Annotated in this window: 28 protein-coding genes; 19 read left to right on the top strand and 9 right to left on the bottom strand. The window is 63.0% G+C overall.

Annotated features, from left to right (window positions below):
* Positions 1-42 precede the first annotated feature (42 nt).
* From upp to AC1DY9_RS05335, 17 genes are all read left to right on the top strand, one after another.
* Positions 43-684: a uracil phosphoribosyltransferase gene (gene upp, locus AC1DY9_RS05415; RefSeq protein WP_457280809.1), complete on the top strand. Its 642-nt coding sequence runs from the start codon at positions 43-45 to the stop codon at positions 682-684.
* Between the two features lie 96 nt (positions 685-780).
* The gene (locus AC1DY9_RS05410) at positions 781-1,782 is read left to right on the top strand and encodes a BMP family protein (RefSeq protein WP_457280808.1); all 1,002 of its coding nucleotides are present in this window, start codon (positions 781-783) and stop codon (positions 1,780-1,782) included.
* A gap of 34 nt (positions 1,783-1,816) precedes the next feature.
* Positions 1,817-2,824: a 5'-methylthioadenosine/S-adenosylhomocysteine nucleosidase gene (locus tag AC1DY9_RS05405; protein WP_457280807.1), complete on the top strand. Its 1,008-nt coding sequence runs from the start codon at positions 1,817-1,819 to the stop codon at positions 2,822-2,824.
* Between the two features lies 1 nt (position 2,825).
* Positions 2,826-3,269: a VOC family protein gene (locus AC1DY9_RS05400; protein WP_457280806.1), complete on the top strand. Its 444-nt coding sequence runs from the start codon at positions 2,826-2,828 to the stop codon at positions 3,267-3,269.
* Positions 3,244-4,980: an ABC transporter ATP-binding protein gene (locus AC1DY9_RS05395; RefSeq protein ID WP_457280805.1), complete on the top strand. Its 1,737-nt coding sequence runs from the start codon at positions 3,244-3,246 to the stop codon at positions 4,978-4,980. Before AC1DY9_RS05400 ends, AC1DY9_RS05395 begins: the two co-directional genes overlap by 26 nt.
* Entirely contained in the window at positions 4,977-6,056 is a 1,080-nt protein-coding gene (locus AC1DY9_RS05390) for an ABC transporter permease (RefSeq protein ID WP_457280804.1), read from the top strand. The genes AC1DY9_RS05395 and AC1DY9_RS05390 overlap by 4 nt, the downstream gene beginning before the upstream one ends.
* Positions 6,057-6,227: 171 nt before the next feature.
* Entirely contained in the window at positions 6,228-7,169 is a 942-nt protein-coding gene (locus tag AC1DY9_RS05385; protein ID WP_477665980.1) for an ABC transporter permease, read from the top strand.
* Positions 7,169-7,630 (top strand): hypothetical protein, encoded by a 462-nt coding sequence (locus AC1DY9_RS05380; RefSeq protein WP_477665979.1) that lies wholly within the window; start codon positions 7,169-7,171, stop codon positions 7,628-7,630. The genes AC1DY9_RS05385 and AC1DY9_RS05380 overlap by 1 nt, the downstream gene beginning before the upstream one ends.
* A 22-nt stretch (positions 7,631-7,652) precedes the next feature.
* The gene (locus tag AC1DY9_RS05375) at positions 7,653-8,930 is read left to right on the top strand and encodes an amidohydrolase family protein (protein ID WP_477665978.1); all 1,278 of its coding nucleotides are present in this window, start codon (positions 7,653-7,655) and stop codon (positions 8,928-8,930) included.
* Positions 8,927-9,181 carry a hypothetical protein gene (locus AC1DY9_RS05370; protein ID WP_477665977.1) on the top strand — a complete coding sequence of 85 codons (255 nt, stop codon included), beginning with the start codon at positions 8,927-8,929 and terminating at the stop codon, positions 9,179-9,181. Before AC1DY9_RS05375 ends, AC1DY9_RS05370 begins: the two co-directional genes overlap by 4 nt.
* A 72-nt stretch (positions 9,182-9,253) precedes the next feature.
* Positions 9,254-9,511 carry a hypothetical protein gene (locus tag AC1DY9_RS05365; RefSeq protein WP_457280799.1) on the top strand — a complete coding sequence of 86 codons (258 nt, stop codon included), beginning with the start codon at positions 9,254-9,256 and terminating at the stop codon, positions 9,509-9,511.
* Between the two features lie 105 nt (positions 9,512-9,616).
* Complete coding sequence (locus tag AC1DY9_RS05360; RefSeq protein WP_477665976.1) at positions 9,617-9,889, top strand: YkvA family protein; 273 nt, start codon at positions 9,617-9,619, stop codon at positions 9,887-9,889.
* A gap of 63 nt (positions 9,890-9,952) precedes the next feature.
* Positions 9,953-10,639 carry an alpha/beta hydrolase family protein gene (locus AC1DY9_RS05355; protein WP_477665975.1) on the top strand — a complete coding sequence of 229 codons (687 nt, stop codon included), beginning with the start codon at positions 9,953-9,955 and terminating at the stop codon, positions 10,637-10,639.
* A gap of 157 nt (positions 10,640-10,796) precedes the next feature.
* Positions 10,797-11,858 carry a L,D-transpeptidase family protein gene (locus AC1DY9_RS05350; protein WP_477665974.1) on the top strand — a complete coding sequence of 354 codons (1,062 nt, stop codon included), beginning with the start codon at positions 10,797-10,799 and terminating at the stop codon, positions 11,856-11,858.
* Positions 11,858-12,580 carry a M23 family metallopeptidase gene (locus tag AC1DY9_RS05345; RefSeq protein ID WP_477665973.1) on the top strand — a complete coding sequence of 241 codons (723 nt, stop codon included), beginning with the start codon at positions 11,858-11,860 and terminating at the stop codon, positions 12,578-12,580. Before AC1DY9_RS05350 ends, AC1DY9_RS05345 begins: the two co-directional genes overlap by 1 nt.
* Positions 12,581-12,607: 27 nt before the next feature.
* Positions 12,608-12,796 (top strand): hypothetical protein, encoded by a 189-nt coding sequence (locus tag AC1DY9_RS05340; protein ID WP_477665972.1) that lies wholly within the window; start codon positions 12,608-12,610, stop codon positions 12,794-12,796.
* A 213-nt stretch (positions 12,797-13,009) separates the two neighbouring features.
* Positions 13,010-14,638, top strand: a complete 1,629-nt coding sequence (locus AC1DY9_RS05335) for a hypothetical protein (protein ID WP_457280794.1) — start codon at positions 13,010-13,012, stop codon at positions 14,636-14,638.
* Positions 14,639-14,697: 59 nt separating this feature from the next.
* On the opposite strand, the gene AC1DY9_RS05330 is transcribed toward AC1DY9_RS05335, so the two are convergent.
* Both AC1DY9_RS05330 and AC1DY9_RS05325 read right to left on the bottom strand, forming a co-directional pair.
* The gene (locus tag AC1DY9_RS05330) at positions 14,698-16,119 is read right to left on the bottom strand and encodes a DUF2867 domain-containing protein (protein ID WP_477665971.1); all 1,422 of its coding nucleotides are present in this window, start codon (positions 16,117-16,119) and stop codon (positions 14,698-14,700) included.
* Between the two features lie 16 nt (positions 16,120-16,135).
* Positions 16,136-16,459 (bottom strand): metalloregulator ArsR/SmtB family transcription factor, encoded by a 324-nt coding sequence (locus tag AC1DY9_RS05325; RefSeq protein ID WP_477665970.1) that lies wholly within the window; start codon positions 16,457-16,459, stop codon positions 16,136-16,138.
* Between the two features lie 153 nt (positions 16,460-16,612).
* Here AC1DY9_RS05325 and AC1DY9_RS05320 point away from each other — a divergent pair, with 153 nt between their 5' ends.
* A complete protein-coding gene (locus tag AC1DY9_RS05320) occupies positions 16,613-17,071 on the top strand; it encodes an EVE domain-containing protein (protein ID WP_457280791.1) in 459 nt (152 codons plus the stop codon).
* An 8-nt stretch (positions 17,072-17,079) separates the two neighbouring features.
* On the opposite strand, the gene AC1DY9_RS05315 is transcribed toward AC1DY9_RS05320, so the two are convergent.
* From AC1DY9_RS05315 to AC1DY9_RS05285, 7 genes are all read right to left on the bottom strand, one after another.
* On the bottom strand, positions 17,080-17,814 hold the full coding sequence (locus tag AC1DY9_RS05315; protein WP_457280790.1) for a Crp/Fnr family transcriptional regulator: 735 nt from the start codon (positions 17,812-17,814) through the stop codon (positions 17,080-17,082).
* Complete coding sequence (locus AC1DY9_RS05310; protein ID WP_477665969.1) at positions 17,789-18,493, bottom strand: cupin domain-containing protein; 705 nt, start codon at positions 18,491-18,493, stop codon at positions 17,789-17,791. The genes AC1DY9_RS05315 and AC1DY9_RS05310 overlap by 26 nt, the downstream gene beginning before the upstream one ends.
* Positions 18,493-19,140, bottom strand: coding sequence for an SDR family NAD(P)-dependent oxidoreductase (locus AC1DY9_RS05305; RefSeq protein WP_477665968.1), 648 nt, complete (start codon positions 19,138-19,140; stop codon positions 18,493-18,495). The genes AC1DY9_RS05310 and AC1DY9_RS05305 overlap by 1 nt, the downstream gene beginning before the upstream one ends.
* Positions 19,137-19,535 carry an MAPEG family protein gene (locus AC1DY9_RS05300; protein ID WP_457280787.1) on the bottom strand — a complete coding sequence of 133 codons (399 nt, stop codon included), beginning with the start codon at positions 19,533-19,535 and terminating at the stop codon, positions 19,137-19,139. Before AC1DY9_RS05300 ends, AC1DY9_RS05305 begins: the two co-directional genes overlap by 4 nt.
* Positions 19,536-19,668: 133 nt before the next feature.
* Entirely contained in the window at positions 19,669-21,411 is a 1,743-nt protein-coding gene (locus tag AC1DY9_RS05295) for a bifunctional protein-serine/threonine kinase/phosphatase (protein ID WP_477665967.1), read from the bottom strand.
* Between the two features lie 63 nt (positions 21,412-21,474).
* A complete protein-coding gene (locus AC1DY9_RS05290; RefSeq protein WP_457280785.1) occupies positions 21,475-22,287 on the bottom strand; it encodes a formate/nitrite transporter family protein in 813 nt (270 codons plus the stop codon).
* A gap of 335 nt (positions 22,288-22,622) precedes the next feature.
* Positions 22,623-23,441 (bottom strand): dienelactone hydrolase family protein, encoded by an 819-nt coding sequence (locus AC1DY9_RS05285; RefSeq protein ID WP_477665966.1) that lies wholly within the window; start codon positions 23,439-23,441, stop codon positions 22,623-22,625.
* A gap of 127 nt (positions 23,442-23,568) precedes the next feature.
* Between AC1DY9_RS05285 and AC1DY9_RS05280 the strand changes: the two genes are divergently transcribed.
* Positions 23,569-24,549 carry a GlxA family transcriptional regulator gene (locus AC1DY9_RS05280; RefSeq protein WP_477665965.1) on the top strand — a complete coding sequence of 327 codons (981 nt, stop codon included), beginning with the start codon at positions 23,569-23,571 and terminating at the stop codon, positions 24,547-24,549.
* Position 24,550: the final 1 nt, after the last annotated feature.

Below are 24,550 nucleotides of genomic sequence, written 5' to 3'. Positions count from 1 at the left end.
AACCGAACAAAACAAAGACAGAACACAGAGGCACACAAGAAAATGACCATCCAGAGCAACAAAGTCCACCTGATCGACCACCCGCTGGTACAGCACAAGCTCACCCTGATGCGCCGTAAGGACGCCTCCACCAACACCTTCCGCACCCTGCTCAACGAGCTCAGCATGCTGATGGCCTACGAGGTCACGCGTGACATGCCGATGCAGGACATCGAGATCGAGACCCCGCTCGAAATCACCACCTCCAAAGTCATCGACGGCAAGAAGCTGGTGTTTGTCTCTATCCTGCGCGCCGGCAACGGCATTCTTGAAGGCATGCTCAGCGTGGTGCCCGGCGCCCGCGTCGGCCACGTCGGCCTGTACCGCGACCCGAAAACCCTGACGGCGGTCGAGTACTACTTCAAGATGCCGCACGACATGGAAGAGCGCGACATTGTCGTGGTCGACCCAATGCTCGCCACCGGCAACTCGGCCATCGCGGCGGTCGAGCGGCTCAAGGAGCTCAACCCCAAGTCCATCAAGTTCGTCTGCCTGCTGACCTGCCCCGAAGGCATCAAGGCCCTGCAGACCGCCCACCCGGACGTGCCCATCTACACCGCCGCCATTGACCGCGAACTCAACAGCCATGGCTACATCCTGCCGGGCCTGGGCGACGCGGGCGACCGGATCTTCGGAACCAAATAAGGCCTCCGCCCTTTATGGACGTGCGCAAGCAGCTCCTGAATTGATAGCAGTTTCCAGACACCGCCAACCCACCTGAAAACCCAACCGGAGAGTCCCATGCCTCAGATTTTCAAGCGCCGCCAGCTCGTTCTATTGGCAACCGCCCTCGCAACCGCCCTGCCCGGCCTGGCCCTTGCCCAGGCAGCCAAAACCAAGGTTGCGGCCATCTACACCGTGCCGTTTGAGCAGCAATGGGTCAGCCGCCTGCACAAGGCGCTCAAAGCCGCCGAAGCGCGCGGGGAGATCGAATACAAGGCCACTGAAAACGTCTCCAATGCCGACTACGAACGTGTCATGCGCGAATACGCCACGGCCGGCAACGCGCTCATCGTCGGCGAAGCTTTTGCGGTGGAGGCCGCGGCCCGCAAGGTCGCCAAGGACTTCCCGAAAGTGTCCTTCCTCATGGGCTCGTCCGGCAAGGTGCAGGAGCCCAACTTCTCGGTGTTCGACAACTACATTCAGGAGCCGGCCTACCTAAGCGGCATGATCGCCGGCGGCGTGACCAAGAGCAACAAGATCGGCATGGTCGGCGGTTTTCCGATTCCCGAAGTCAACCGCCTGATGAACGCCTTCATGGCAGGCGCCAAAGAAACCAACCCCAAGGTCGAGTTCAGCGTGAGTTTCATCAACAGCTGGTTTGACCCGCCCAAAGCCAAGGAAGCCGCCTTCGCCATGATCGACAAGGGCGCCGACGTGATGTACGCCGAGCGCTTCGGTGTGAGCGACGCCGCCAAGGAAAAGGGCAAGCTGGCCATCGGCAACGTCATCAACACGCAAGACAAATACCCCGACACCGTGGTGGCGTCGGCCCTGTGGAACATGGAGCCCAGCATCGACCGCGCGATCAAGGCCGTCAAGGAAGGCAAATTCAAGGCCGAAGACTACGGCCCGTATTCCATGATGAAGTACAAGGGCTCCGAACTCGCCCCGCTGGGCACCTTCGAGAAAAAGGTGCCCGCCGACATCGTTGCCAAGGTCAAGGCCAAAGAAGCCGACATCCTGGCCGGCAAGTTCACCGTCAAGGTCGACGACGGCCAGCCCAAGTCCACCGCCAAATAAGCCGGCGTTTCACCGCCCCACCTGAAAGCGCCGTATGCATTCCCTGTTTTGCTTGCGGCGTTTTCTTTTCAGTCAGCCTGTTGCCTGGCGGGCCGCGGCGCCGCTGGCCTTCCTGGCCTTTCTGTCATTTGGCCTGTTGGGATGTGCGGGTCCGGCGTCTGTCCCATCCAATCCATCAGGCGCAGCTGCGGGCATTCCTGTCCGGCTTGACGCCACGCCCCGCATCGCGGTGATGTCGGCTTTTCAGCCCGAACTGACCCTGTTGCTCAACCGCTTGCAAGGCCCCGCCAGGCACCGCATCAACGGCGTCGATTTCACCACCGGCACCCTGCAGGGCAAGCCGGTTGTGCTGTTCCTTTCCGGCATCAGCATGGTCAATGCGTCCATGAACACGCAGCTGGTGCTGGACCGTTTCAACATCACCCACATCGTCTTTAGCGGCATCGCCGGTGGCGTCAACCCGGCCCTGCACATCGGCGACGTCAGCGTACCCACCCAATGGAGCCAATACCTTGAAGTGCTGATGGCACGCGAAACTTCGCCGGGCCGCTTCACTATCCCGCCGCGCATGGAGGCGCAGACCCTGGCGCCCTTCGGCATGCTGCACCCGCGCCCGGTTGAAACGCGCACCGCCGCCAACCCGGCGCCCGTACGCAAGTTTTGGTTTGAAGTCGACCCCCGGATGCTCGCGGTTGCCAGGGGCATGGGCAACATCGAACTCGGCGCCTGCAACGCGGGGGTATGCCTCACGCACAAACCGCAGCTGATGGTGGGCGGCAACGGCGTGTCGGGCCAGGCCTTTGTCGACAATGCTGCCTTCCGCGAATACGCCTTCAAGACCTTCCAGGCCAACGTACTCGACATGGAAACCGCCGCCGTGGGCATGGTGGCCTACAGCAACAGCGTGCCTTACATCGCCTTCCGGTCGCTCAGCGACCTGGCCGGCGGCGGTGAAGCCGCCAATGAAATGGTCACTTTCATGAACATCGCTGCCGACAACTCGGCCAAGGTTCTATTGGCGTTTCTCGCGGCCTGGAAATAACATGCCCGAGCTCACCGGCATCGACCACATCTACATTGCCGTGAGCAACATGGCCGAGTCGGAAGCGTTCTACGACAAGCTCATGCTCAAGGCACTCAGCTGCCGCAAAAACACCTTCACCATCGGCGGCGACCCGCACATCCAGTACTACAACCGCCACTTTGGTTATGTGCTGCGGCCAGCCCGCTCGCAAGCCGCGCACGACTCATACTCGCCCGGCCTTCATCACTTCTGCCTGCGCGTAGACACCATCGAAGACGTGGCCGAATGCGCACGGCTGCTGCAGGCCTCCGGCATCAACGCCAGCGAGCCGCACAACCACGGCGAATACGCACCCGACTACTGGGCCACTTTTTTCACCGACCCCGACGGCCTTCGTCTGGAGATCACCAACTACCGCCAGGAGCGGCGCGACCGGCATGACCACTGGGCATCCCTCGGCTGAGAACGCACAACCGCCGGCGCTGCGGCTGAACGGCATCACCAAACGCTTCGGCCCGCTGGTTGCCAACGACGCGATTTCGCTTCAACTGCACAGCGGTGAAATCCTCGCGCTGTTGGGTGAAAACGGCGCCGGCAAGTCCACGCTGGTGTCCATCCTCTTTGGCCACTACACCGCCGACGAAGGCCACATCGAAATCTTTGGCCAGTCGCTGCCACCGGGTAACCCCAAGGCCGCGCTGGCGGCGGGTGTCGGCATGGTGCACCAGCATTTCACGCTGGCCGACAACCTCAGTGTGCTCGACAACGTGATGCTGGGCAGCGAGCCGCTGTGGCAACTGTTTTCACGTCGCAGAGCAGCCCGTGCCAGGCTGCTGGACGTGGCCCGGCGCTTTGGCCTGCCCGTGGCGCCCGATGCCAGGGTGGGCAGCCTCTCGGTCGGTGAACGCCAGCGTGTCGAGATCCTGAAAGCGCTGTACCGCGGTGCACGCATCCTGATCCTGGACGAACCCACCGCCGTGCTGACGCCGCAGGAAAGCGAGGCGCTTTTCGATACGCTGGGCCAGATGGTGGCGCAAGGCCTGTCCATCATTTTCATCAGCCACAAGCTCGGCGAGGTGCTGCGCGTGTCGAACCGGGTGGCTGTGCTGCGCGGTGGCAAGCTGGTGGCCGAAGCACCTGCCGCCGGTACCAGCCAGGCGCAGTTGGCGCAATGGATGGTCGGCCACGCCGTCACCACCACACAACGCCGCCCCGCGCCGTCAACCGGCCTGCCGGTCTGCACGCTGGAAGGCGTCAGCACGGCCGATGCGGGGCAAGACCGCCTGGATGGCGTTTCGCTTCAGCTCAAGGCCGGTGAAATCGTCGCCATTGCGGGTGTCTCAGGCAACGGCCAGCTCGCCCTGGCCGACCTGCTGTGTGGCACCCGCGCCGCCAGCCAGGGCTCCGTGACATTTCTGGGCCAACCCATGAAGGCCTCGCCAGCCTGGCTGGTCACCCAGGGCGTGGCGCGCATCCCCGAAGACCGGCATGGCGTGGGCGTGGTTGGCGACCTCAGCGTCTGGGAAAACGCCGTGTCAGAGCGCTTGCGCAGCCCGGTGTTTTCCAAAGTGCTGTGGGTCAAGCGCAAGGCCGCGCAGGCCCATGCAGCCCGCATCATGCGCGAGTTTGACGTGCGCGGCGGCGGACCGGACACCGCGGCGCGCTCGCTGTCGGGCGGCAATATGCAAAAGCTCATCCTCGGGCGGGCGCTCGTGGCCCCCACGCTTGTCGCTTCGCGTACTGCGCTGCCCCCCGAGGGGGCTATTTTTCCTAGGGGCGGCCCGTCGGAAAAATGTTTCCCCTCTTCCGAAACCGCACCCCAGCCGGCCAAACTGATCATCGCCCACCAGCCCACCTGGGGCCTGGACATCGGCGCCGTTGCCTATGTGCAGCAGCAACTGATCGCAGCACGAGACGCCGGCGCGGCCGTGCTGGTCATTTCTGATGACCTGGACGAAGTGGTGGCGCTCGGCGACCGCGTGGCGGTGATGCACGCGGGCCAGCTGACGGAGGCTCTGCCCGCCGAAGCCTGGACACGCGAGGCCATTGGGCTGGCCATGGCTGGAGCCAATGGGGGTGACTCGAGCGCCGCCGGGCCGCCCCAAGGAGCGAGGGCCCCCTCGGGGGGCAGCGCATTACACGAAGTGAAAAGCGTGGGGGCCAACCAGTTATGAGGCTGGAGAAAAGAACACAAACCTCAAAGCTGGCCCTGGTGCTCGCGCCCATAGGCGCCATCGTCTTCACCTTGCTGATCAGCGCACTGCTGGTGCTGTGGGCCGGTGCACCGTTGGGCCAAACCTATGTGCTGCTGTTCAAGGGCGGCTTTGGTTCCGTCTTTGCCCTCAGCGAAACCTTCACCCGTGCAGTGCCCCTCATCCTGACCGGCCTGGCCGCCACGGTGGCCTTCAAGGCGCGGCTTTTCAACATTGGCGCCGAAGGCCAGCTTTATGCCGGCGCGCTGGCCGCCGTGGCTGTGGGCGGCATGCATGGGGGTACCGGTTTTGAGCTCCCCACCTGGCTGCTGTTCGGGCTGATGATGCTGGCCGCCGCCGTTGCCGGTGCGCTGCTGTTGCTGGGCCCGGCCCTGCTGAAGGCCCGGCTGGGCGTCGATGAAGTCGTCACCACCCTGCTGCTCAACTTCATCATGCTGCTGTTTGTGTCGGCCATGCTCGACGGCCCCATGAAAGACCCCACCGCCATGGGCTGGCCGCAAAGCGTGGCGCTGCAGGGCGATCTGGAGCTTTCCAGGCTCGTCGCGCAGACACGCATCCACGCCGGCCTGCTGTGGGCCGCTGCGCTGGCTGTGGCGCTGTGGGCCTTGCTGAAGTACACCGTGCTGGGCTTTGACATACGCGCTGTGGGCGCCAACGCCAAAGCCGCGGCGTTCGCCGGCGTGCCCGTCACCCGCACGGTGGTGCTGGTTGCCCTGCTCTCGGGCGCGCTGGCCGGACTGGCCGGCGCCATCGAGGTGGCCGGCCGCACCAGCTACGTCACGCTCGACATGTCACCCGGCTATGGCTACACCGGCATCGTGATCGCCATGCTGGCCGCGCTCAACCCCATGGGCGTTCTGGCGGCAGCCGTGTTTGTGGCGGGCGTGCTGGTCGGCGCCGACACCATGAGCCGGGCCGTGGGTGTGCCGACCTATATCGCCGACGTCATCGTGGCGGCGTCGCTGATCTCGGTGCTGGTGGCCACGTTGATGACGCAATACCGGCTGGTAGTCAAAGAAAAAGGCCGGGCCGCATGAAATTCTTCGGCTCACGCGCCCTGCCAACCCATCAGGCCACTGACGCCCGGGCTGAACCTGCACGCACAGTTCTTAAGAAAATAATAGCCACAAGCCAATACAGACGGGCGCAACCAGCTATTAAATTCATAGCGAAAGCTGCCTGCACACCACAGGGAAAAGGCTTCCTGCATGGCTGAAATGCTCGATATCCTCGCCGCCGCGCCCTTCTGGATCGCCGTCCTGCGCATCGCCACGCCGCTCATCCTGGGCACCCTGGGTGTACTGCTGTGTGAGCGTGCCGGCGTGCTTAACCTGGGCATCGAGGGCATCATGGTTGCCGGCGCCTTCAGCGGCTGGCTGGCCGTGTATGGCGGCGCGCCGCTGTGGGTTGGCGTGGGTGTGGCGGCGCTTACCGGTGCGATGTTCGGCTTGCTGCACGCCTTTCTCACCGTCGGCCTGGCGCTGTCGCAGCACGTGTCCGGGCTTGGCATCACCCTGCTGGCCACCTCGCTCAGTTACTACGGCTACCGCGTCAGCTTTCCCAAAGTCGACACGCCACCCACCATCACACCCTTTGCTCCCATGCATTGGCTAGACGGCTTTCCCGGCGGCGGGCTGAACGTGCTGGCCGCGCAAACCTCGCTCACGCTGCTGGCGCTGCTGCTGGTGCCGCTGATCGCCTGGCTGCTCTACCGCACACCGGCCGGCCTGGCCATCCGCATGGTCGGCGAGAACCCCCAGGCCGCCGAAGGCCAGGGTGTCTCCGTCGCCGCTACCCGCACCGCCGCCATCGTGGCCGGCTCGGCACTCATGGGCGTGGCAGGCTCCTTCCTCACGCTGTCGGCGTTTAACGCTTTTTTCTTCAGCATGGTCAATGGCCGCGGCTGGGTGTGCGTGGCACTGGTGGTGTTTGCCTCGTGGCGGCCCGGCAAGGCACTGCTGGGCGCGCTGCTGTTTGCCTTTTTCGACGCACTGCAGCTGCGCCTGCAAACCTCGGGCATCGTGAATGTGCCCTATCAGGTGTACTTGATGCTGCCCTACGCCCTCTCCGTCCTCGCGCTGGTGCTGGTGGCGCGCAAGGCGGCGTATCCTCAGGCGTTGATGAAACCTTATCGAAAAGGCGAGCGCTGATGACGACGACACCCCTTGCCCCACGCGGCACGCTGCTGGCCGCCTTGCTGGTACTGGGCTGCGCCAACGCGCAGGCGCTGGGCAGTGACTACAGCTACGACAGATTCAAGACACCCGACGCTGTAAGCTGGGTGCAGATGTGCGGCACATGGGGCAAGGACCACCAGGGCACCTACCGCGTCGTGCACGCCGACCAGTACGCACAATCATTCCTCTACATCCAGTGGATGACACGCGACGCCAACGGCAGCCTGCATGCCGGGCACACGATAGGGATCACAGAGCTGAACAACGACCATTCGGAAATCATGCTCAGCGACATCACCTGCCGCACAACGCCGCGCGGCATCACGCTCACGGCGCGCGCAGCCTCCGGCCATGACGACAAACTGCGCCGCGTCACCATCGAGGTCGGCCCGGCCAATGGCCAGTACCGCTACCGCACGCAACGCGCACACTGAAACCCAATACACCCCCACCGCCATGCTCGACCTCCTCATCACCCACGCCAGCCTGCCCGATGGCCGCAACAACATCTCCATTGCCGTGCAAAACGGGAAGATCACCGAGGTCAGCGAAGGCCCCATCACTGGCGCGCAAGCCCGCGAGACGGTAGACGCCGAGGGCTACCTGCTCAGCCCGCCCTTCGTCGACCCCCACTTCCACATGGACGCCACGCTGAGCTACGGCCTGCCGCGCGTCAATGAAAGCGGCACACTGCTCGAAGGCATCGCACTGTGGGGCGAGCTGAAGCCGCTGCTCACAGCCGAAGCGCTTATCGAACGCGCCCTCACCTACTGCGACTGGGCCGTGGCCAAAGGCCTGCTCGCTATTCGCAGCCATGTAGACACCAGCGACCCCAGCCTGCTGGCGGTAGACGCGTTGCTTGAAGTCAAAAAGCAGGTCGCCCCCTACATCGACCTGCAGCTGGTCGCCTTCCCGCAAGACGGCGTGTTGCGAACAAAAGGTGGCATCAACAACCTTGAGCGCGCACTCGACAAGGGCGTAGACGTGGTCGGCGGCATCCCGCACTTTGAACGCACCATGGCCGACGGCACCGCCAGCGTGAAGCGGCTCTGCGAAATTGCGGCCGAACGCGGCCTGCTGGTCGACATGCATTGCGACGAGTCCGACGACCCGCTTTCACGCCACATCGAAACCCTGGCCGATGAAACCCAGCGCCTGGGCCTGCAGGGCCGCGTCAACGGTAGCCACTGCACCTCAATGCACAGCATGGACAACTACTACGTCAGCAAGCTGCTGCCCCTGATCGCCGAGAGTGGCGTCAGCGTCATCGCCAACCCGCTCATCAACATCACCCTGCAAGGCCGCCACGACACCTACCCCAAACGCCGCGGCATGACCCGCGTGCCCGAACTCATGGCGGCAGGCGTCAACGTCGCTTTCGGCCACGACTGCGTAATGGACCCCTGGTACGGCATGGGCAGCGGCGACATGCTGGAAGTGGCGCACATGGGCCTGCACGTGGCGCAGATGACGAGCCAGAAAGGCATTCGCCAGTGCTTTGATGCGGTGACGGCGAATGCCGCCAAGGTGATGCACCTCAAGGGCTATGGCCTGGAGGTGGGCTGCGACGCGAGTTTTGTGCTGCTGCAGGCGCGGGACCCGGTGGAGGCGATCCGGTTGCGCGCGAACCGGTTGAAGGTGTGGAAGAAGGGTGTGCTGCTGGCTGAAACCCCAGAGGTCGCGGCGACATTGCAGTTGCCGAAACGCCCACCCGCTACCCGTTTTATGACTTGAAGAGCCATCCGGAAAATGACACTTTCGATCAAAAGGGTCCTGTGAATTCATCTGTTGATCATGCCGGGCTCATCGCCACTTTCAGGAGGGCGGAGGCAGAGGCTGCGCACAAGTTTGGATTAATCAAATTGGCTGCGGCCAAAGGCCCCAAGGCGATCCAGATGGCCGTCGAGACAGCAGACAAGGCGGCAAAACGCAGGGACGCGTATGCCAAAAAGCTCGCGGCGCTAGGGGTGGAGCTCAAGGACTGAGCTGCGCTCAGTGCCTTCCTCCCCGAAAGACAGGCATAGGTTGCGGATAATCGGGATTTGGAGAGAAACCCGATGCAAACAGACGCACCAGAAGACGCACTGGACGAAGCACCCGACGACGAACCGGAGCCGATCGAGGAATACGTCCCCGGCGTCGCAAACGGCCGCAACTACATGGCCAGGCTGTGCCATCTGCCTGACGGTCCCTGGTACATCGATGTGGTGCATGTTGAATCGCTGCCGCCCTTGCACGACAGCGACAGGACCTGGCTCACGCGCGCTGAGGCTGTTCAGGCGGCAGACAAGCTGGTTGCCGATCTGGCGCACTGACCGGCGCGAATGTAACGCTTGGTCATGGTCCTTGCAGCGTACGCAAGCAGCTCCATATGGATGCCAGCGGCCCGCCGGGCCTGCACCTTCACCCAAGGAGTTTTCATGTTCAAACGCCTGACTTTGCTCTGGGTTCTGGTACGCGGCGACGCGCGGCGGCTGTGGACAGCACTGCGCCACCCGGAAGCGCCCGCCTGGCTGAAATGGGGCACCGCGGCGATTGCGCTCCACCTGTGCTCGCCCATTGACTTGATCCCCGACATCCTGCCGGTCATTGGCATCGCTGACGATTTGGTACTGGTTCCGCTGGCGATCCGCTGGCTGTTGAATCGCCTGCCGCCCGGGATCGCCGATCCTGCGCCGAAGCGTTCGGCCTGAGCACCGGCGATGCTGTAATGGGCATCCCAAGCCAGTTCGCCATTTCAGCTCGCCCTTCTATTGATGCCCACACGCCCCGTTTCACTGACCGTTCCGCTCCCTTCGGGCGGTACCATCTCCGGCCTGCTGCAAAAACCTGCCAGCGCCAAGGCGTGTTATGTGTTCGCCCACGGCGCGGGCGCGGGCATGAACCACACCTTCATGGAGGCGATTGCCCAAGGTCTCGCGGAACGCGACATTGCCAGCTTGCGCTTCAATTTTCCGTTCATGCAACAAGGCTCGAAACGACCAGACTCCCCAGCCGTTGCGCATGCGGCAATCCGGGCGGCAGTTGCTGAAGCGGCGTGGCAAATGCCTGATGTGCCGTTGTTTGCCGGTGGCAAGTCCTACGGTGGGCGCATGACCACGCAGGCGCAGGCGGCTGAGCCATTGCCCGGACTGAAGGGCATTGTGCTGGTGGGCTTTCCACTGCACCCAGCCGGCAAGCCCTCAACCGAACGCGCCGCGCACCTAGGCGGCGTCAAGCTGCCGATGCTTTTTCTGCAAGGCACGCGCGACGGCCTCGCTGATCTGGACTTGATCACCCAGACCACGGCGGGCCTCGGTAAAAAGGCAAGCCTGCACATCGTGGATGGCGCCGACCACGCCTTTCACGTGCTGGTGCGTTCAGGCCGCACCGATGCGCAGGTGCGCGAGGAATTGCTGGACACCATGGCCGCGTGGATGACGAAGCACCAGCGTGCAGCGTGATCGTCAGTTCCCTGATGTACCAGGAGAGCCGCTTGGCACTCTGTATGGCGTGTGAGCCAGGACAAATACCCGCTTAAACCTGACCACCGCTAGGCATGGCTGCTGACAGGTGATGCGCCTGACGCCCCCCAGACTGGCCTGACTACGAAAGCCCGTCATGCCGCTCGATGCCCAATCATCTCTTCGCCTTGTAACTCCCCCCCTCTCCCAGTTCTCCCGTCGCACCCTCGTCCTCGCCTTGTGCCTGACGGGGTTGGGCCTGGCCGGCAACGGCGCATGGGCGGCCAAGCCCAAAAACACGGCGGCGGGCAACCAGCCCCTTGATACAGAAGCCTTCAACACCGCCACCGACAGTCCCTTGCTGCGCAGTGGCAGCAAAGGCGCAGCGGTAGCGCGCGCACAGATCATGCTGGACCGGGCCTGGTTCTCCTGCGGGGAGATCGATGGGCGCTTTGCCACCAACATGCAGCGCATGGTCAAGGCCTACCAGAGCGCACACGACCTCAAACCCACGGGTACCGTCACTGCGGAAACCTGGGTTTCGCTGCGCAAGGACGGCGCTCCGCTGCTGACAAGCTATACCGTGACAGAGAAGGACGCCGCCGGCCCTTTTGAAAAGACGCCTGTGGCGATGGACGAGCGCGCGAAGATGAAAGCGCTGGTGTATGAATCGGTGGAAGAAGCGCTGGCGGAAAAATTCCACACCAGCACCGGCTACCTCAAGCAGCTCAACGGCGGCATCAACATCGAGGCCGGCAAGCAGATCACCGTACCATATATCGCGGTCAGCGCCACGCCGGTCAACGCGGCTTCCATCGAAATCGACAAGTCCGAGCGTGTGCTCTACGTGCTGGACACCGCCAAGCGCCTGGTGGCGGGTTTTCCCATCAGCATAGGCAATGAAAAGAACGACCCGCTGCCGCTGGGCATGATGGCCATCAAGAACGAGGTCAAAAATCCCGGCTTCACCTACAACCCTGCGTTGCTGAAAAACGCACCCAAGGATGCGCAAAAGGTCGACATCGCAGCCGGTCCCAACAACCCCGTCGGCACCATCTGGCTGGGCCTGACCAAACCGCACTGGGGCATTCACGGCACACCCAACCCTTCCAATGTGGGCCATTCCGAAACCAATGGCTGCATTCACATGACCAACTGGGACGCAGAGCGCCTCTCGACCCTGGCGAAAGCCGGCTTCAAAGTGAGCGTCAAGGCTTGATGGCATCCACACCCGCCCGCCTCAAGAGAGCGGCGTTTGCAATCTGCGCGCTGCTGGCCGTGGCGGCAGGCGTGATGCTGGGCACGCGCAAGGAAGAGGCAGTTACACAAGTCATACAGCCCACCACGCCGCCAGCCAGCCAGGCGCTGGCGCCCGCCGTGCCGGCAAGAGAGGCCGACAAGCCAGCGCTTGTGGTTCAGACCATCGAGAATGCCGCGCCCCCATCTGCCCTGCCGCCCCCACCCGCATCTGTCGCGGACGACACGGACATTTCGCAGTTACGGCTACGCGTCCTGACACTTCCGGTGCAAGGCGTCATGCCCGCCCAGCTCAGCGACACCTACACCCAGGCGCGCGCAGCAGGCGCCCCGCATGAAGCCATAGACATCATGAGCGCACGCGGCACGCCAGTGCTCGCCGTCGAGGACGGCAAAGTGGCCAAGCTGTTCCTGAGCAAACCCGGTGGCATCACGATTTACCAGTTCGACCCGGCCAGCCAGTACGCGTACTACTACGCCCACCTGGACCGCTATGCCGAAGGCCTCACCGAAGGCGCCAGCCTGCGCAAAGGCCAGGTCATCGGCTATGTCGGCAGCACCGGCAATGCATCACCCGACGCACCGCACCTGCACTTCGCGATCTTCAAGCTGGGGCCGGAGCGCCAGTGGTGGCGCGGCGCCCCGCTGAATCCTTATCTTGTCTGGCGCGACGCCAGGCCGTGAGCAACCCGGCCGATGACGTGCCGGCTCATGCTGACGCGCTATGCACTTGCCAGCCTGGCAAGCGCCTTCACCCCTGCCTTCCTGAACAGTCGCGCACCTAACCGCAAACCGCCGCAGGGCAGGCAGCTCCTTCACGATCTCAACACCCACGCAAGACCTGAGCAACAGATGTTTGTTGTTATCGAGGCCGAGTGCGTCAGGATTTCGCGGGTATAAATCCTGCATTGCCACCTATTTCTGCCGATAGTTGGCTTGAATATAAGATCGGCGTGATCACCAAAAAACAAGCTTGCTGCGCAAGCCGCCTTTCATCGGAGGGAGACCGATACGTGAAAACAGCAAATACCCACGCAAAAGAGAGCGTGGCCTTAAAAACCAGACGGGTGGGTTCTGGTTTTTTGTGCCCTGGCCTTGCTGCCGACGAGAACCATGTTCACTCGTACCGCGCGGCAGCATAAAACCATGGCACGAACCCTGCGCCAAATTCTCTGCGGCGTGCTGCTCTTCCAGAGCTGGGCCTTCGCAGCCAATCCTTCGTCCGTCCCGACCGCCTACACCACCGCGCTTTACGAAACGAGTGTGGGCAGCAATCCCGCGCAGGCCTACTTCCTGGTGAACGTATTGCGCCGGGCTGAAGCTCCCAAGGCGGACCTTGAAGCCTTCCGCGCCGAACTGCTGCATGGCTATGTAGCCCAGATGACCAGCGCAGCGCCACCGACCGCCGCGCCCAAACCCGCGCCAGGCCTTTGGGAGTCACTCATGCGGCGGTTGCCGGGCCGGGCGAAACCGCCAACAGACAATGTGGCCGCAGTCATCGCGCGCGGCCGGCAGCACGGCGACGTGATGAGCCCCGCGTTCCGCGCCACCTGGCAGACGGCAATCAACCAGGCGATGACCCCGCGTTGGGGACCCGGCACCTCAGGCGCGCCGGTTTTCACGCTGGAGCTGCGCGACATGCAGCCTATCGCGCCCGGCATCTGGGCTGCACCCTCTGCCGAGGGTCAGGTGCGCCTGATGCTGTCGCTGCGTCTGGCCAACACCAGTTCGGTGACACTGCCCCTGTACCGCCCCGACATCGTCCTGCAAGGCACGCTGCGCTTTACCTGTAACTGGGACAGGACGCGGATAAGGCAGAGCGAAATGCAGGCCAATGAGGTAACCCTGTTGCAGCCCGGCGCCGAATCAGATCCCCTGGCGTGCGAAGCACCTCCAGTGCCCGGGTATTGGCGCGAGCAGGTGCCCGCGCTGCTAGCCGCCAACGGCAAGGCGGGTCTGCAAACCGTGGTCGTTCCGCACGAGCTGGACAGCAACCAGCGGCTGTACCACATGGAATTGGCGTTCTCGCATGCGGCGCCGCAAGCTGTCAGCTGGAGCCAGCGCCTGATGAAGGCCCGGCATGAGAAGTACCGCCAGTGGTCTCCTGCCAAAACCGCACTGGAGCCACCCGAGTCGGGCAGTTTGACGGCTGCGCCGCATCACGGATGGAAGGCGACCGCCACATTGCTGGCGACCTTCCTCGGCGCCACCGTGTTGGCGCTCGGCCTGTTTGCCGGCGGCCGCGCGGCGCGTAGCGCGGGCGTGCCGGAGGGCGTGGTTGCCGTTGTCTCGGTGCTGCTGGTAGGCGGCGCGTGGGTGCTGGCCACTGTGAAACTGGGCGGTGGCGGCACGGGTTACGACCATCCCCTGTATCTCGGCCTTGCCTTGGGGGCGGGCTTCGTCGGGCCGGTGGTGCTGGGCGTGGTGGCCCTGCATGCCCTGCACAAGGTGCTGGACGACGAGGAGATGGAATGGTGGCAGGCCGTGGCCACCGGCTGGCGCCTTACGCTGAATGTCACCGCAAAAACAAGCCGGGCTGAGTTCTGGGGTTTCCTGGCGCATGCTGCCTGGCTTTGGGCGCTGGCGCGCGTCTGCCTCATGCCGCTAGACCGCTGGATAGGCCTCGTCTTGCTGGTTCCCGTGGTGACGCTGACGGTCCGCCGCATGCTCAGCATGACGAGTCAGGAATGGCTCGAGATGGGGGTGATGCTGATATGCCTGCTGTTGCTTATGCTGGCGTGAGTTGCTGCGAGGTGGTGACAAAGTTGCGACGGCCAAAACAACGTTCCTGACTTGATCTCTCAGGCCGTTACCAGTTTGGCGGGTACAACCGACTCTTTTTCCTGAACCACCGCATATTCCACAGCCAGCCGCAGCATCGTGGGTGTGACGTAGTGGCGATGCACATAGTCAATGGCCGTCATGTAAAAGCGGCCAAAGGCATTCTTGCAATGAACCCGCGTACCCAGCATCACATCCACATGATGCTTGTCGACGATTTCCACGCTGACACAGGACCTGAACAGCAGATGTTTGTCATTGGCGCCCAGAATGACTTGCGCTTTGGTATCTGCTGTATTAACGCTTTGGTCAAGCACCGGGTAACGGTTGGCGAACAGGTTGCTGGTGTCCGGCGACAACAGCGAAGACACCGGGCAGCCCAATGGCGATGTACGCAGGCCCAGGGGTTTAACCAGAACATTGCGCAGCGCCATCAGATTGGACACACCGCTGGGCGCATTGAGCAGAAAGCCCTCCAGGACCGCGGCGAGCAGATTTGTGGCGCTGGTGTGCCCAAAGTTGGTACCGGTCACGCGCAAACGAAAAGTGTCTTCATGATGGACGCGCAGTTCGGTCAGTTGCTGAAGCAGCAGCGAATCCACCGGCGGGCTGCTGAGCTCCTTCACGCTTCGGGCGGATCCGCCATGTGACAGAAAGCCCGACGCCCCTTTCCACGAACCCCACAAGCCTCGCATCACGCCTGCGCCGCTGCGCACAGTGTTGCATACCACCCGGTGGAACGTCCCGGGCGGAGCATCCAGCGACAAAGTCGTGGTCGGCACGGTATCGGCCTTGAAGTCCTTGGCCTGAAGCAACGCCTTCACCTCGTCCGGCAGCAACTCCGTCAATGATGGGATACTCGCCTTATTGGTCAGCACCTCCTGTTTCAAAGACTCCGACAAATTGCCGCCCAGTTCATTGGTATGGCAAGACAACGCAAAAAATACAGGGTGCAAGGAATTACGCGAGAGCGGAGAAAACTGGTGCCAGGTTTCACCGCCAAAACGCACAGTGAACATGCAGTCCGGCGGGATGTTCACAAAACGCAGGGCGCGGATGAAGTTTTGCGGGTCTTCCTGGATTTGCTGCTCCGACGCACTGGAAAATCGCAACTGGGCTCCACCGCTGCCCGACACTGCCGTAAATATGCGGTGCCCCGCATGGCGATGAAACGGATGGCCTTTAGGCCCCACGACGAATGAATACAGCGACGTTGCATCACCTTTGGGAAAGTTGGTCCCACCCAGCTTGGCCGAGGGCTCGTCCAGTTCATCGACAAACGCACCGTGCTGGCGCTGCCTGGATGCCACGCTGGCAAACAGATGATTGCCCGCACCATGGCCGATCTGGGCAATCAAAGACACCTCGACGGCCAGGCCGCCCGATTCCGATGGAATACGAACCGATGGAAACGTTTCAATCACTTGTGTGAGATTCAGCATGAGTCCCTCCTTCTTTCTACCTTGCTTTTTGTGTTCTGGCCGGGGCACGTTCCCGTTTCAGGGGACGCGCCACCGGGCATAGTTCAAATGCATAACCCGTGAGGCTGTTGACGAGGCTGTCACCGTTGAGCTTGTAGAGCACAAACTGGCCGCTGCGCTCGCTGGTCACCAGGCCGGCGTTTTCAAGCACCGACAGGTGGCGAGAAACGGCCGGCGTGCTCATGGCAAAGCGCTCGGCCAGCTCAGTGGTGCTGAGTTCTTTCTCGGTGAGGTACGCCAGAATTTGGCGCCTGGGGCCCGAGGCGAGCGCTTCAAATATTTTGTCAAGGGATGCAGGCATTGATGTATTAACTTATTTGTTAATAACTTTATTCAAGATATTCCGTACTGTCAAGCGGCTTCTGGGCTTCTGGTTTGAGGTCGGCGCTTTTCTTTGCCCCGTCGATCCGCTAAGCTTTGCTCCGTCCCAACCTCAGGCATCAAGGCCTCTCCCATGACAAGCTACTGGCTCATGAAATCCGAACCCGAAGAATGCTCGGTCGACGACGCGCTCGCAGCCGAAAATTCGACAGTCCCCTGGGTCGGCGTACGCAACTACCAGGCGCGCAACTTCATGCGTGACGGAATGCAAGTCGGCGATGGCGTGCTGTTCTACCACTCGAGCTGTGCCGAGCCGGGCATTGTCGGTATCGGCCGGGTGGCGTCTACGGCCTACCCTGATCCCACGCAGTTTGATCCGAAGTCGCCCTACTACGACCCCAAGTCAAAACCTGAAGAACCGCGATGGATGCTGGTGGATGTGCAGGTGTTGCGCAAAATACCCAACGTCACCCTGCCCGCCTTGCGTGCACGGCCAGAACTGGCAGACCTGCAGGTGCTGCGCAAGGGCAACCGCCTTTCCATCACGCCCGTCGAGCCGCAGCACTGGAAAGCCATCACCGGCAAAAAGTGAAAGGCCTGTCAGGCGCCGGACTGCGGCAGGCTTTGCAGGCGGCGCAACCCGAACAGATCCTTGATGATGATCTGGCCGCGCTGGCTTTTCAGGAAACCTTCGGCGACCAGCCCCTGCATCAGCCGCGCCACCACTTCACGCGACGTGCCCAGATGCCCGGCCAGCTGCTGCTGCGTCGTTTTCAATACCCCATCGGACGAGGCGTGCAGCAAGACAAAATGCACAAGGCGCTGCCGGTGGTTGAAGGAATGAACGGCATCGAGTTCTGCCATCAACCTGAAAACAAGTGTCGAGAGCGCGTGCAGCGTCAGGTCCTGGATGCACGTTTCCTGCTTGAAGAGCTGCCGGTACAACGGACCGGGGATGACAGCGACACGCGTCGCCTTGTCGGCCTGAACCCAGGCAGGATAAAGAAGATCGTTGAACAGGCAGTTGAGCGAGAGTACGCAGGTCTCCCCGGGCTCCACCAGATACAGCGTGGCCTCGGTACCCGCAGGCGTGATGGTGTAGACGCGCAGCCGGCCCGACAGCACGACATAGGCGCCAGAGGCAGGCTGGCCCTTGTGAATGATGCCGGTTCCTGCCAGCGCACTCATCGGAACAGCACCCTGGGTCAACAGGTTACGGCCGTCCGCACTCAGGCGGCTGAAAGGCTCGAAAAGGGCAAGTTCACGTAAGACCTGCATATTGCTCCATTCGCGGCGACCTGCCGCACCGTCAAACCAGCGGTGCCACGTGGCCACGCTTGATCCACAACAAGGCACCTTCAGAACTGGCCAGGGCGGGCTGCCCGGTGTGTGGATTTCGCAGCCAGCACAGAGGGCCGAGGTCTTGCGCACCCGCAGCGCGCGCGCTCGCGTCGTCGCCAGCTTCGACACGGACCAAACCCTCGACGACCAGCATTTCCTGGCCGCCACGCACGTACTGCGCGGCCATGGTACACCCCGGTTCCAGCCGTACGAGGAATACGGTTTCCCTGGGGCCCTCGTACAGCAATGCATGCCGATGCCGGGCGATTCCGGCATCCACCCAGGGCCTGCCTGCAGCACTGATGACAACGCGGCGCTGTTCGAGCAGGTCCATCTGCCGCAGTTTGACGAAAATGGTGCAGCCCTCGTCGCTGAAGGGCCTGTGGCTGGAGCCCGGCGGATTGCGCACATAGGTACCGGGGCCGTACGAGCCGTGCTCGTCGGAAAATACGCCGCAGAGCACAAGGAATTCTTCGCCCAGCGCATGCGAATGCGCGTCAAACCGGCTGCCAGCGGCATAGCGGACGAGCGACGTTGCCACAGCCACCTCTGCACCGGTACGCTCGAGCATGCGCCGCTCAACCCCGGGCTGCGGCGACGGCAGCCACGGCAGCGACCCGGCCCGTACCAGGACCGGCGCCGTGCGGTCGACGTTCACGTGCATCAGCTCCATCAGAACTTCTCCGACGCGGTCCGCAGGTCCAGCTCCTGTGTCCATGCGGTGCGCGCCTGTTGCGCAAGCCACAGGAAATTGGCAGCCACGCCGTCGGGCGCCATCACCGGGGCTTCTACTGCCGCGTGGCGGGATGCGGCAGCGGAGCCGCGAAGCAAGCCGTCCAGCACGACGTGGGCCACGTGGATGCCCTGCGGCTGGAACTCTCTTGCCAGTGACTGCACAAGCCCGCGAAGGGCAAATTTGCCCGCGGCCATGGCCGCGAAACGGGCCGACCCGCGCAGCGAAGCCGTGGCGCCGGTGAAAAGCAGGTTGCCGCGCCCCACGGCCAGCATGCCCGGCAGCACGGCCCGGGCGCAGTGCGCTGCCCCGACAGGGCCGGCTTCAAGGCACTTGCGCAGCGCACTCGCCTCCAGTTCAAGAAAAGGAGCAATTGCCAGATGACCCGCGTTGTACAGCAGCGTGTCGACGGGGCCGTGGCGCTCGATCAGGGCCGCGATGGCCTGCGTCACTGCCTCACCGTCGACCAGATCGCAATCTGCACGCCGCAGGCCCGCCACTTCGTACCCCGCCTCGTTGAACTGCCGCGCAAGCCATTCGCCGAGCACACCACCGCTACCCGCGATGAGTGCGAAGGGCCGGCTCACAGCACCCCCAGCAGGCGCCCGATCAGCACCAGCGTGGCCGCCCAGCCCGCTGCCCAGGCAAGCGTGCGTGCGCCGGGAACACCGAGCGTGTAAACCACGTAGTGAATGAGCCGCGCAAAAAAGTAGACGGCGCAGGCGGCGGCCGTCACCGAATCGGCTCGGCCGCTAGCCTGCACCGCCAGCACAGCTGGCGCAAAAATCACCAGATTTTCGGTGGCATTGGCCTGGGCCCGCTGTGCGCGCTGGGCCCACTCGGCAAGGGGTTTTTCTGTGGCTGACGGGTTGGCCAGCGTGCCGCCCAGGCCACGCACGGCAATGCGGTTGAGAACGTAAGGCAAGGCGAACAACGCCGCAGCGGCCAGGGTCAATGCCAGCCAGTAGATTTCCTTGGACATGATGGGTTTTTCCTTCTTCGTGACATGCCGCAATGCGGGCACGAACGCGAAGATAGCTGCGCCGGGAAAAGCGTTCTGTAGCTTTTGCTACAGAGTCACAAAGATGGCGAGAAGGCAGCGCCGGCGCCCTGGCTCAATGTCTGCCGATGATCACCAGGCAAATGAACAGGCAGGCGGCCAGCAGCAGCGACAGGCCCTTCCAGAACGCCACCGGGTTGCGCTCCAGCAAAGCCGGGCGAGCCTTGTCCAGAAACGCCTGGTTGGGGTGGCGCAGGTCGTACAAGAACTCCGACAGCTCGCCATAACGCTTGGCGGGATCGGGGTGAACGGCCTTGCGGAGCACGCCGTCCATCCATGCGGGTATGTCACGGTCTTCGTACAGCACGGAGTCATAGCGCAGCTTGCTTTGTGCGGCCCGGGTCCGGCATTTGGCCACTTCGGCGCCGTAGGGCAGCTTGCCGGTCAGCATCTGGTAGGTGATGACGCCGAGCGAGAACAGGTCTGAGCGCGTGGTACCGCCCTCGCCCACAAAATACTCCGGCGCCGAATACTGGGCCGTGCCCAGGATGTCTTCGTGCCCGCCGGGCGCATCTGCTTCCATGAGGCTGGCCACGCGGGTTGAGCCAAAGTCAATGATCTTCGCCGTGCCGGTCTTGTCGATCATGACGTTCTCGGGCCGCAGGTCCTGGTGCAGCATCTCCAGCCGGTGAAACGCGCGCAGGCCTTTGGCGATCTGCTCCACCAGCCCGCGCACGGCTTCCAGGCCGGGCCGGGGATTGTCGATCATCCACTGGCTCAGCGTTTGCCCGTCGATGTATTCGGTGGCCACATACACATAGTGGCGCTTTCGGGTCGGCACATAAGGCTTCAGCACATGCGCGCTGTTGATGCGCCGGGCGATCCACTCTTCCGTCAAAAACCTTTCAAGGTAGGCCGGGTCACCGCCCAGGTCTATTGACGGTGTTTTCAGGATGACGAGCACGCCCGTTTCGTTGTCTGTGGCGAGGTAAATATGGCTGCGGCTGCTGCCGTGCACTTCGCGGACGATGGTGTAGCCGTCAAACTGCGTCCTGGCCTCCAGGATGGGCGGAAGCGGCAGGCCCGACAGCTGCTGGAGCAACTCGCCGGCCTGCCCGTTGGGCAGCTCATCGACGCGGACAATCTGTGCCGTGAGGTTGTCGCCGCTGCCCCGCTCCAGGGCTTTTTCAACGATGGATTTGGCCGCCATATCAAGCCCACCGGGCTCGTCGGCACAGATGTGGATGAGGCCGGCCATGTCGTATTCGCTGACGTGTTCGTACACGCCGTCGGTGGCCAGAAGAAAGATGTCGCCCTGCTCCACCTGCTGGGTCTGGTAGTCGATCTCAAGCTGCGGCTTGAAGCCCAGCGCACGGCCAAGGTAGCTTTGGCCCTGGGAAATCCACACACGGTGGTCGTTGGTCAGTTGTTCCAGCGCCTTGCCGCGCAGGCGGTAAATGCGCGAGTCACCGACATGAAAAATATGCGCGGTGGTCGACTTGATGACCATGGCGCTCAGCGTGCACACATAACCTTTATCCTTGTCGTAGCGGTATTGGCTTTTCTGCGTCTGGGCATGCAGCCAGGAGTTGGTGGCGCTCAAGATCCGCTCGGCCGATGTCTTGACCGACCAGGCCTCCGAGGTGCAGTAATAGTCTTCAAGAAAACCAGTGACGGCGTACTGGCTGGCCACGTCGCTGACGGCGCTGCTGCTGATGCCGTCGGCCAGCGCAACGGCGATGCCCTTGGCGCTCAGTTGCGGCTCTTTAGGTACATAGATACCGTGGAAATCCTGGTTGGTTTCCTTGCGGCCCTTGTCCGAATACTGACCTGCCGATATCTTCAGTTCACTGGACATGTGGGGTACCGGCAAAGCCCCCGCGCATGCAAGATGCGCGAGGGCCTTTGTTTTGGAGGCGGATTATTTGAAAGAACGTGTCGGTCCGGTTTTAATGTGTGTGGCATACAGCGTCAAGCCGGTGAAGGCCAGGCCGCCCACCAGGTTGCCCAGCACCGTCGGAATTTCGTTCCAGATCAGGTAGTCCATGATGGTGAAATGCGCGCCCAGCAGCAGGCCGGATGGGAACAGGAACATGTTCACGATGGAGTGCTCAAACACCATGTAAAAGAACAGCATGATGGGCATCCACATCGCGATCACCTTGCCGCTGACCTGGGTGGAGATCATCGCACCCACCACGCCGGCCGACACCATCCAGTTGCACAACATGCCGCGCACGAAGAGCGTGAGCATGCCGTTCGCACCGTATTTCTGGTAGCCCAGCGTGCGGCTCTCGCCCACGATGCCGATAGCCTTGCCCACGGCGCTGGGCTCGGTCGAGAAGCCGTTGGTGACGTAGATGGCCATCATCACCGCCACCGTGAAGGCGCCCGCGAAGTTGCCGACGAACACCAGGCCCCAGTTACGCAGCACACCCTTGAGCGTGACGCCCGGGCGCTTGTCGATCAGCGCCAGCGGGCACAACACAAACACGCCGGTCAGCAAGTCGAAGCCGAACAGGTACAGCATGACAAAACCCACCGGGAACAGCACGGCGCCCAGCAGGGGCTGGCCGGTCTGCACGTTGATGGTGACGGCGAACCAGGCTGCCAGAGCCAGAATGGCGCCGGCCATGTAGGCCCGGATAACGGTGTCGCGGGTGGACATGAAGATTTTGGATTCACCCGCATCCACCATCTTGGTCACAAATTCCGAAGGCACTAAATAAGCCATACGATCCCTCTAAATCCTGAAAAAAGCCAAAAAAAAATCCACTTCGAGATCTTCAAAAGATTGAAGACCGAAGTGGACGTCGTTATCCATTCAGATCGATGGGCACCGGCGAAGCCCGCCGTACCCTGCGCAGGCCTTCGTTAGCCTGACCTGATGGATGCAAGCACATACCGTGCCGCTAACAAAACACCGCGAATCCGGGCTTGCCGACGCTTTAGCGACGCTTTTACCCGTCGTTTTGGCACTGCGAAGGGAGTGACTGCCCCAAATTTGTGCATCGAGGTGTCCATCTTTAAATATTTTGGTGCCAGCTGGGCCACTGCCGGATACAGGCGCTAAGGCGCAAGCCGCTGCGCAAAGAACGCCAGGATCTCGTCACGCGCCGCCAGTGTGGGCTGGCCCGCCTCGTCGATCAGGTGGGCGGTGACCACGCTGTGCGGTGTCTTCACGTGCGCCGCAAAGAACGGCGGCACGTCGGGGTTGGCGGCGCTGTCGGGCAGCACGCGGCCCACAAAGCGGTCGCCCAGCGCCTCGGCATAGGCCGCAAAGCGCTGGGCCCTGCAAAAGCTGTCGCCTTCAAACCGATAGGCCAGCACCGTGAGGTTCTCGCGGTCCAGCCGCTGGCGGACGGCCTTGATGTCCGCAGGCGAAATTTCGATGCCGGCCGGATCATTGAGCGGCAGCGACGGCTGGCACAGCACCGGCGCCAGCATGGCAGGCTCCAGCATCATCGTGAGGGCGAAATTACCCGTCCAGCACATGCCGATGGCGCCCACGCCGGGGCCGCCGCACTCGTCATGCGCCAGCCTTGCCAGTGCCCGCAGCCACTGCGTGGCCGGGCTGGCCTGGTTGGACGCGAACGCGCGGAACTCGGCGCTGACACAGGCGCGCTGAAAGATGGCCGCGCCTTCATCGGCACGCGGCACGGCGCCGTCGCGGCCAAAGAGCGACGGCATGTAGACGGTAAAACCTGCGTCGCGCACCCAACGGCTGAAGCGCGCCACGTGCGGGCTGATGCCGGGCATCTCGGTCATGACGATCACGGCCGGGCCTGTACCCATGAGGTAGACCTTCCTGGTGATGCCGTCGAGCGTGATCTCGCGCTGGGTGAAATCCTCGAGGGAGTCGTCTTCGGTCAGCTTGCGCGTTGTCATCGGTGTCCTTGCTTTGCGAACGGTGGGAGCAATGGCGTCCGTGGAATTCATGGAACAGATGAATTTGGCACCGCACGCGCGTAAACTCCCAGTGTCTATTTCGACATGTTTAAGGCCTTTTCAGCCAATGCGAGATTTCACCCTCCTGCTGCTGCCGGGCACCTTTGCCACCGGCGTGGCGGCCACGCTCGATATCCTGCAGGCCGCGTCTGCCCTCGCGCCGCGCATGAAGCTGGCGCGCCCCACCTGGCGCGTGTTGTCAGCCACCGGCGGCCCGGTGCCGCTGAGCTCGGGCCTTCACATAGACACCGCGGCCCTGCCCCGGCGCTACCGGCCCGATGCTGCCACCTGGATCGTGCCGGGCCTGGGCCTGGACAACCCGCAGGCCCTCAACACCGGCTTGGCCACCGCAGACGCGCAACGCGTGATTCAGGCCGTCGCCGCGCATGCTGCGCACGGTGGCCGTGTTGCGGCGTCGTGCTCGGCGGTTTTTTTGCTTCAGGCGGCCGGTGTGCTGGCCGGGCGCCGGGTCACCACCTCCTGGTGGCTGGCGCCGGAGCTTCGAAGGCGGGAGCCGGCCTGTTCCGTCAATGCCGACCGGATGGTGTGCGCCGACGGCCCGGTGAGCACCGCAGGCGCCGCCTTTGCGCAAACCGACCTGATGCTGCATTTGTTACGCGAGCAGTTCGGGGTAACCCTGGCCGAGGCTGTAGGACGCATCCTCTTGATCGACGGGCGGCAGGCGCAAGCGCCTTTTGTGGTGCCAGCCATGCTCTCCAGCGGCAACGCACTGGTGGCCCGCCTGGTGGCGCGGATCGAATCCGCCCTGCCCAGCCCGCCCAGCGTGGAGGCACTGGCAAACGAATTCGCGATGTCGCAGCGGACGCTGTCGCGCCACGTGCGCGAGGCCACGGGCAAGAGCACGATGGCGCTGGTGCAAAGCGTTCGGCTCAATCGCGCGCGGATGCTGATTGAGTCCAGCCGGATGACCATCGAACGCGTGGCCGAGCAAGTGGGCTACGAAGATGCCACGGCGCTCCGGCGCATGATGCACAAGGCGGCGGGCGCCAACCCGAGCCGATACCGGGCGGCGGGGTTAAGAGCTTGAG

Source organism: Polaromonas sp. P1_F6, from assembly GCF_056405695.1.
The sequence above is the reverse complement of the archived record's forward strand: the minus strand, read 5'-3'. Positions and strand labels throughout refer to the sequence as shown.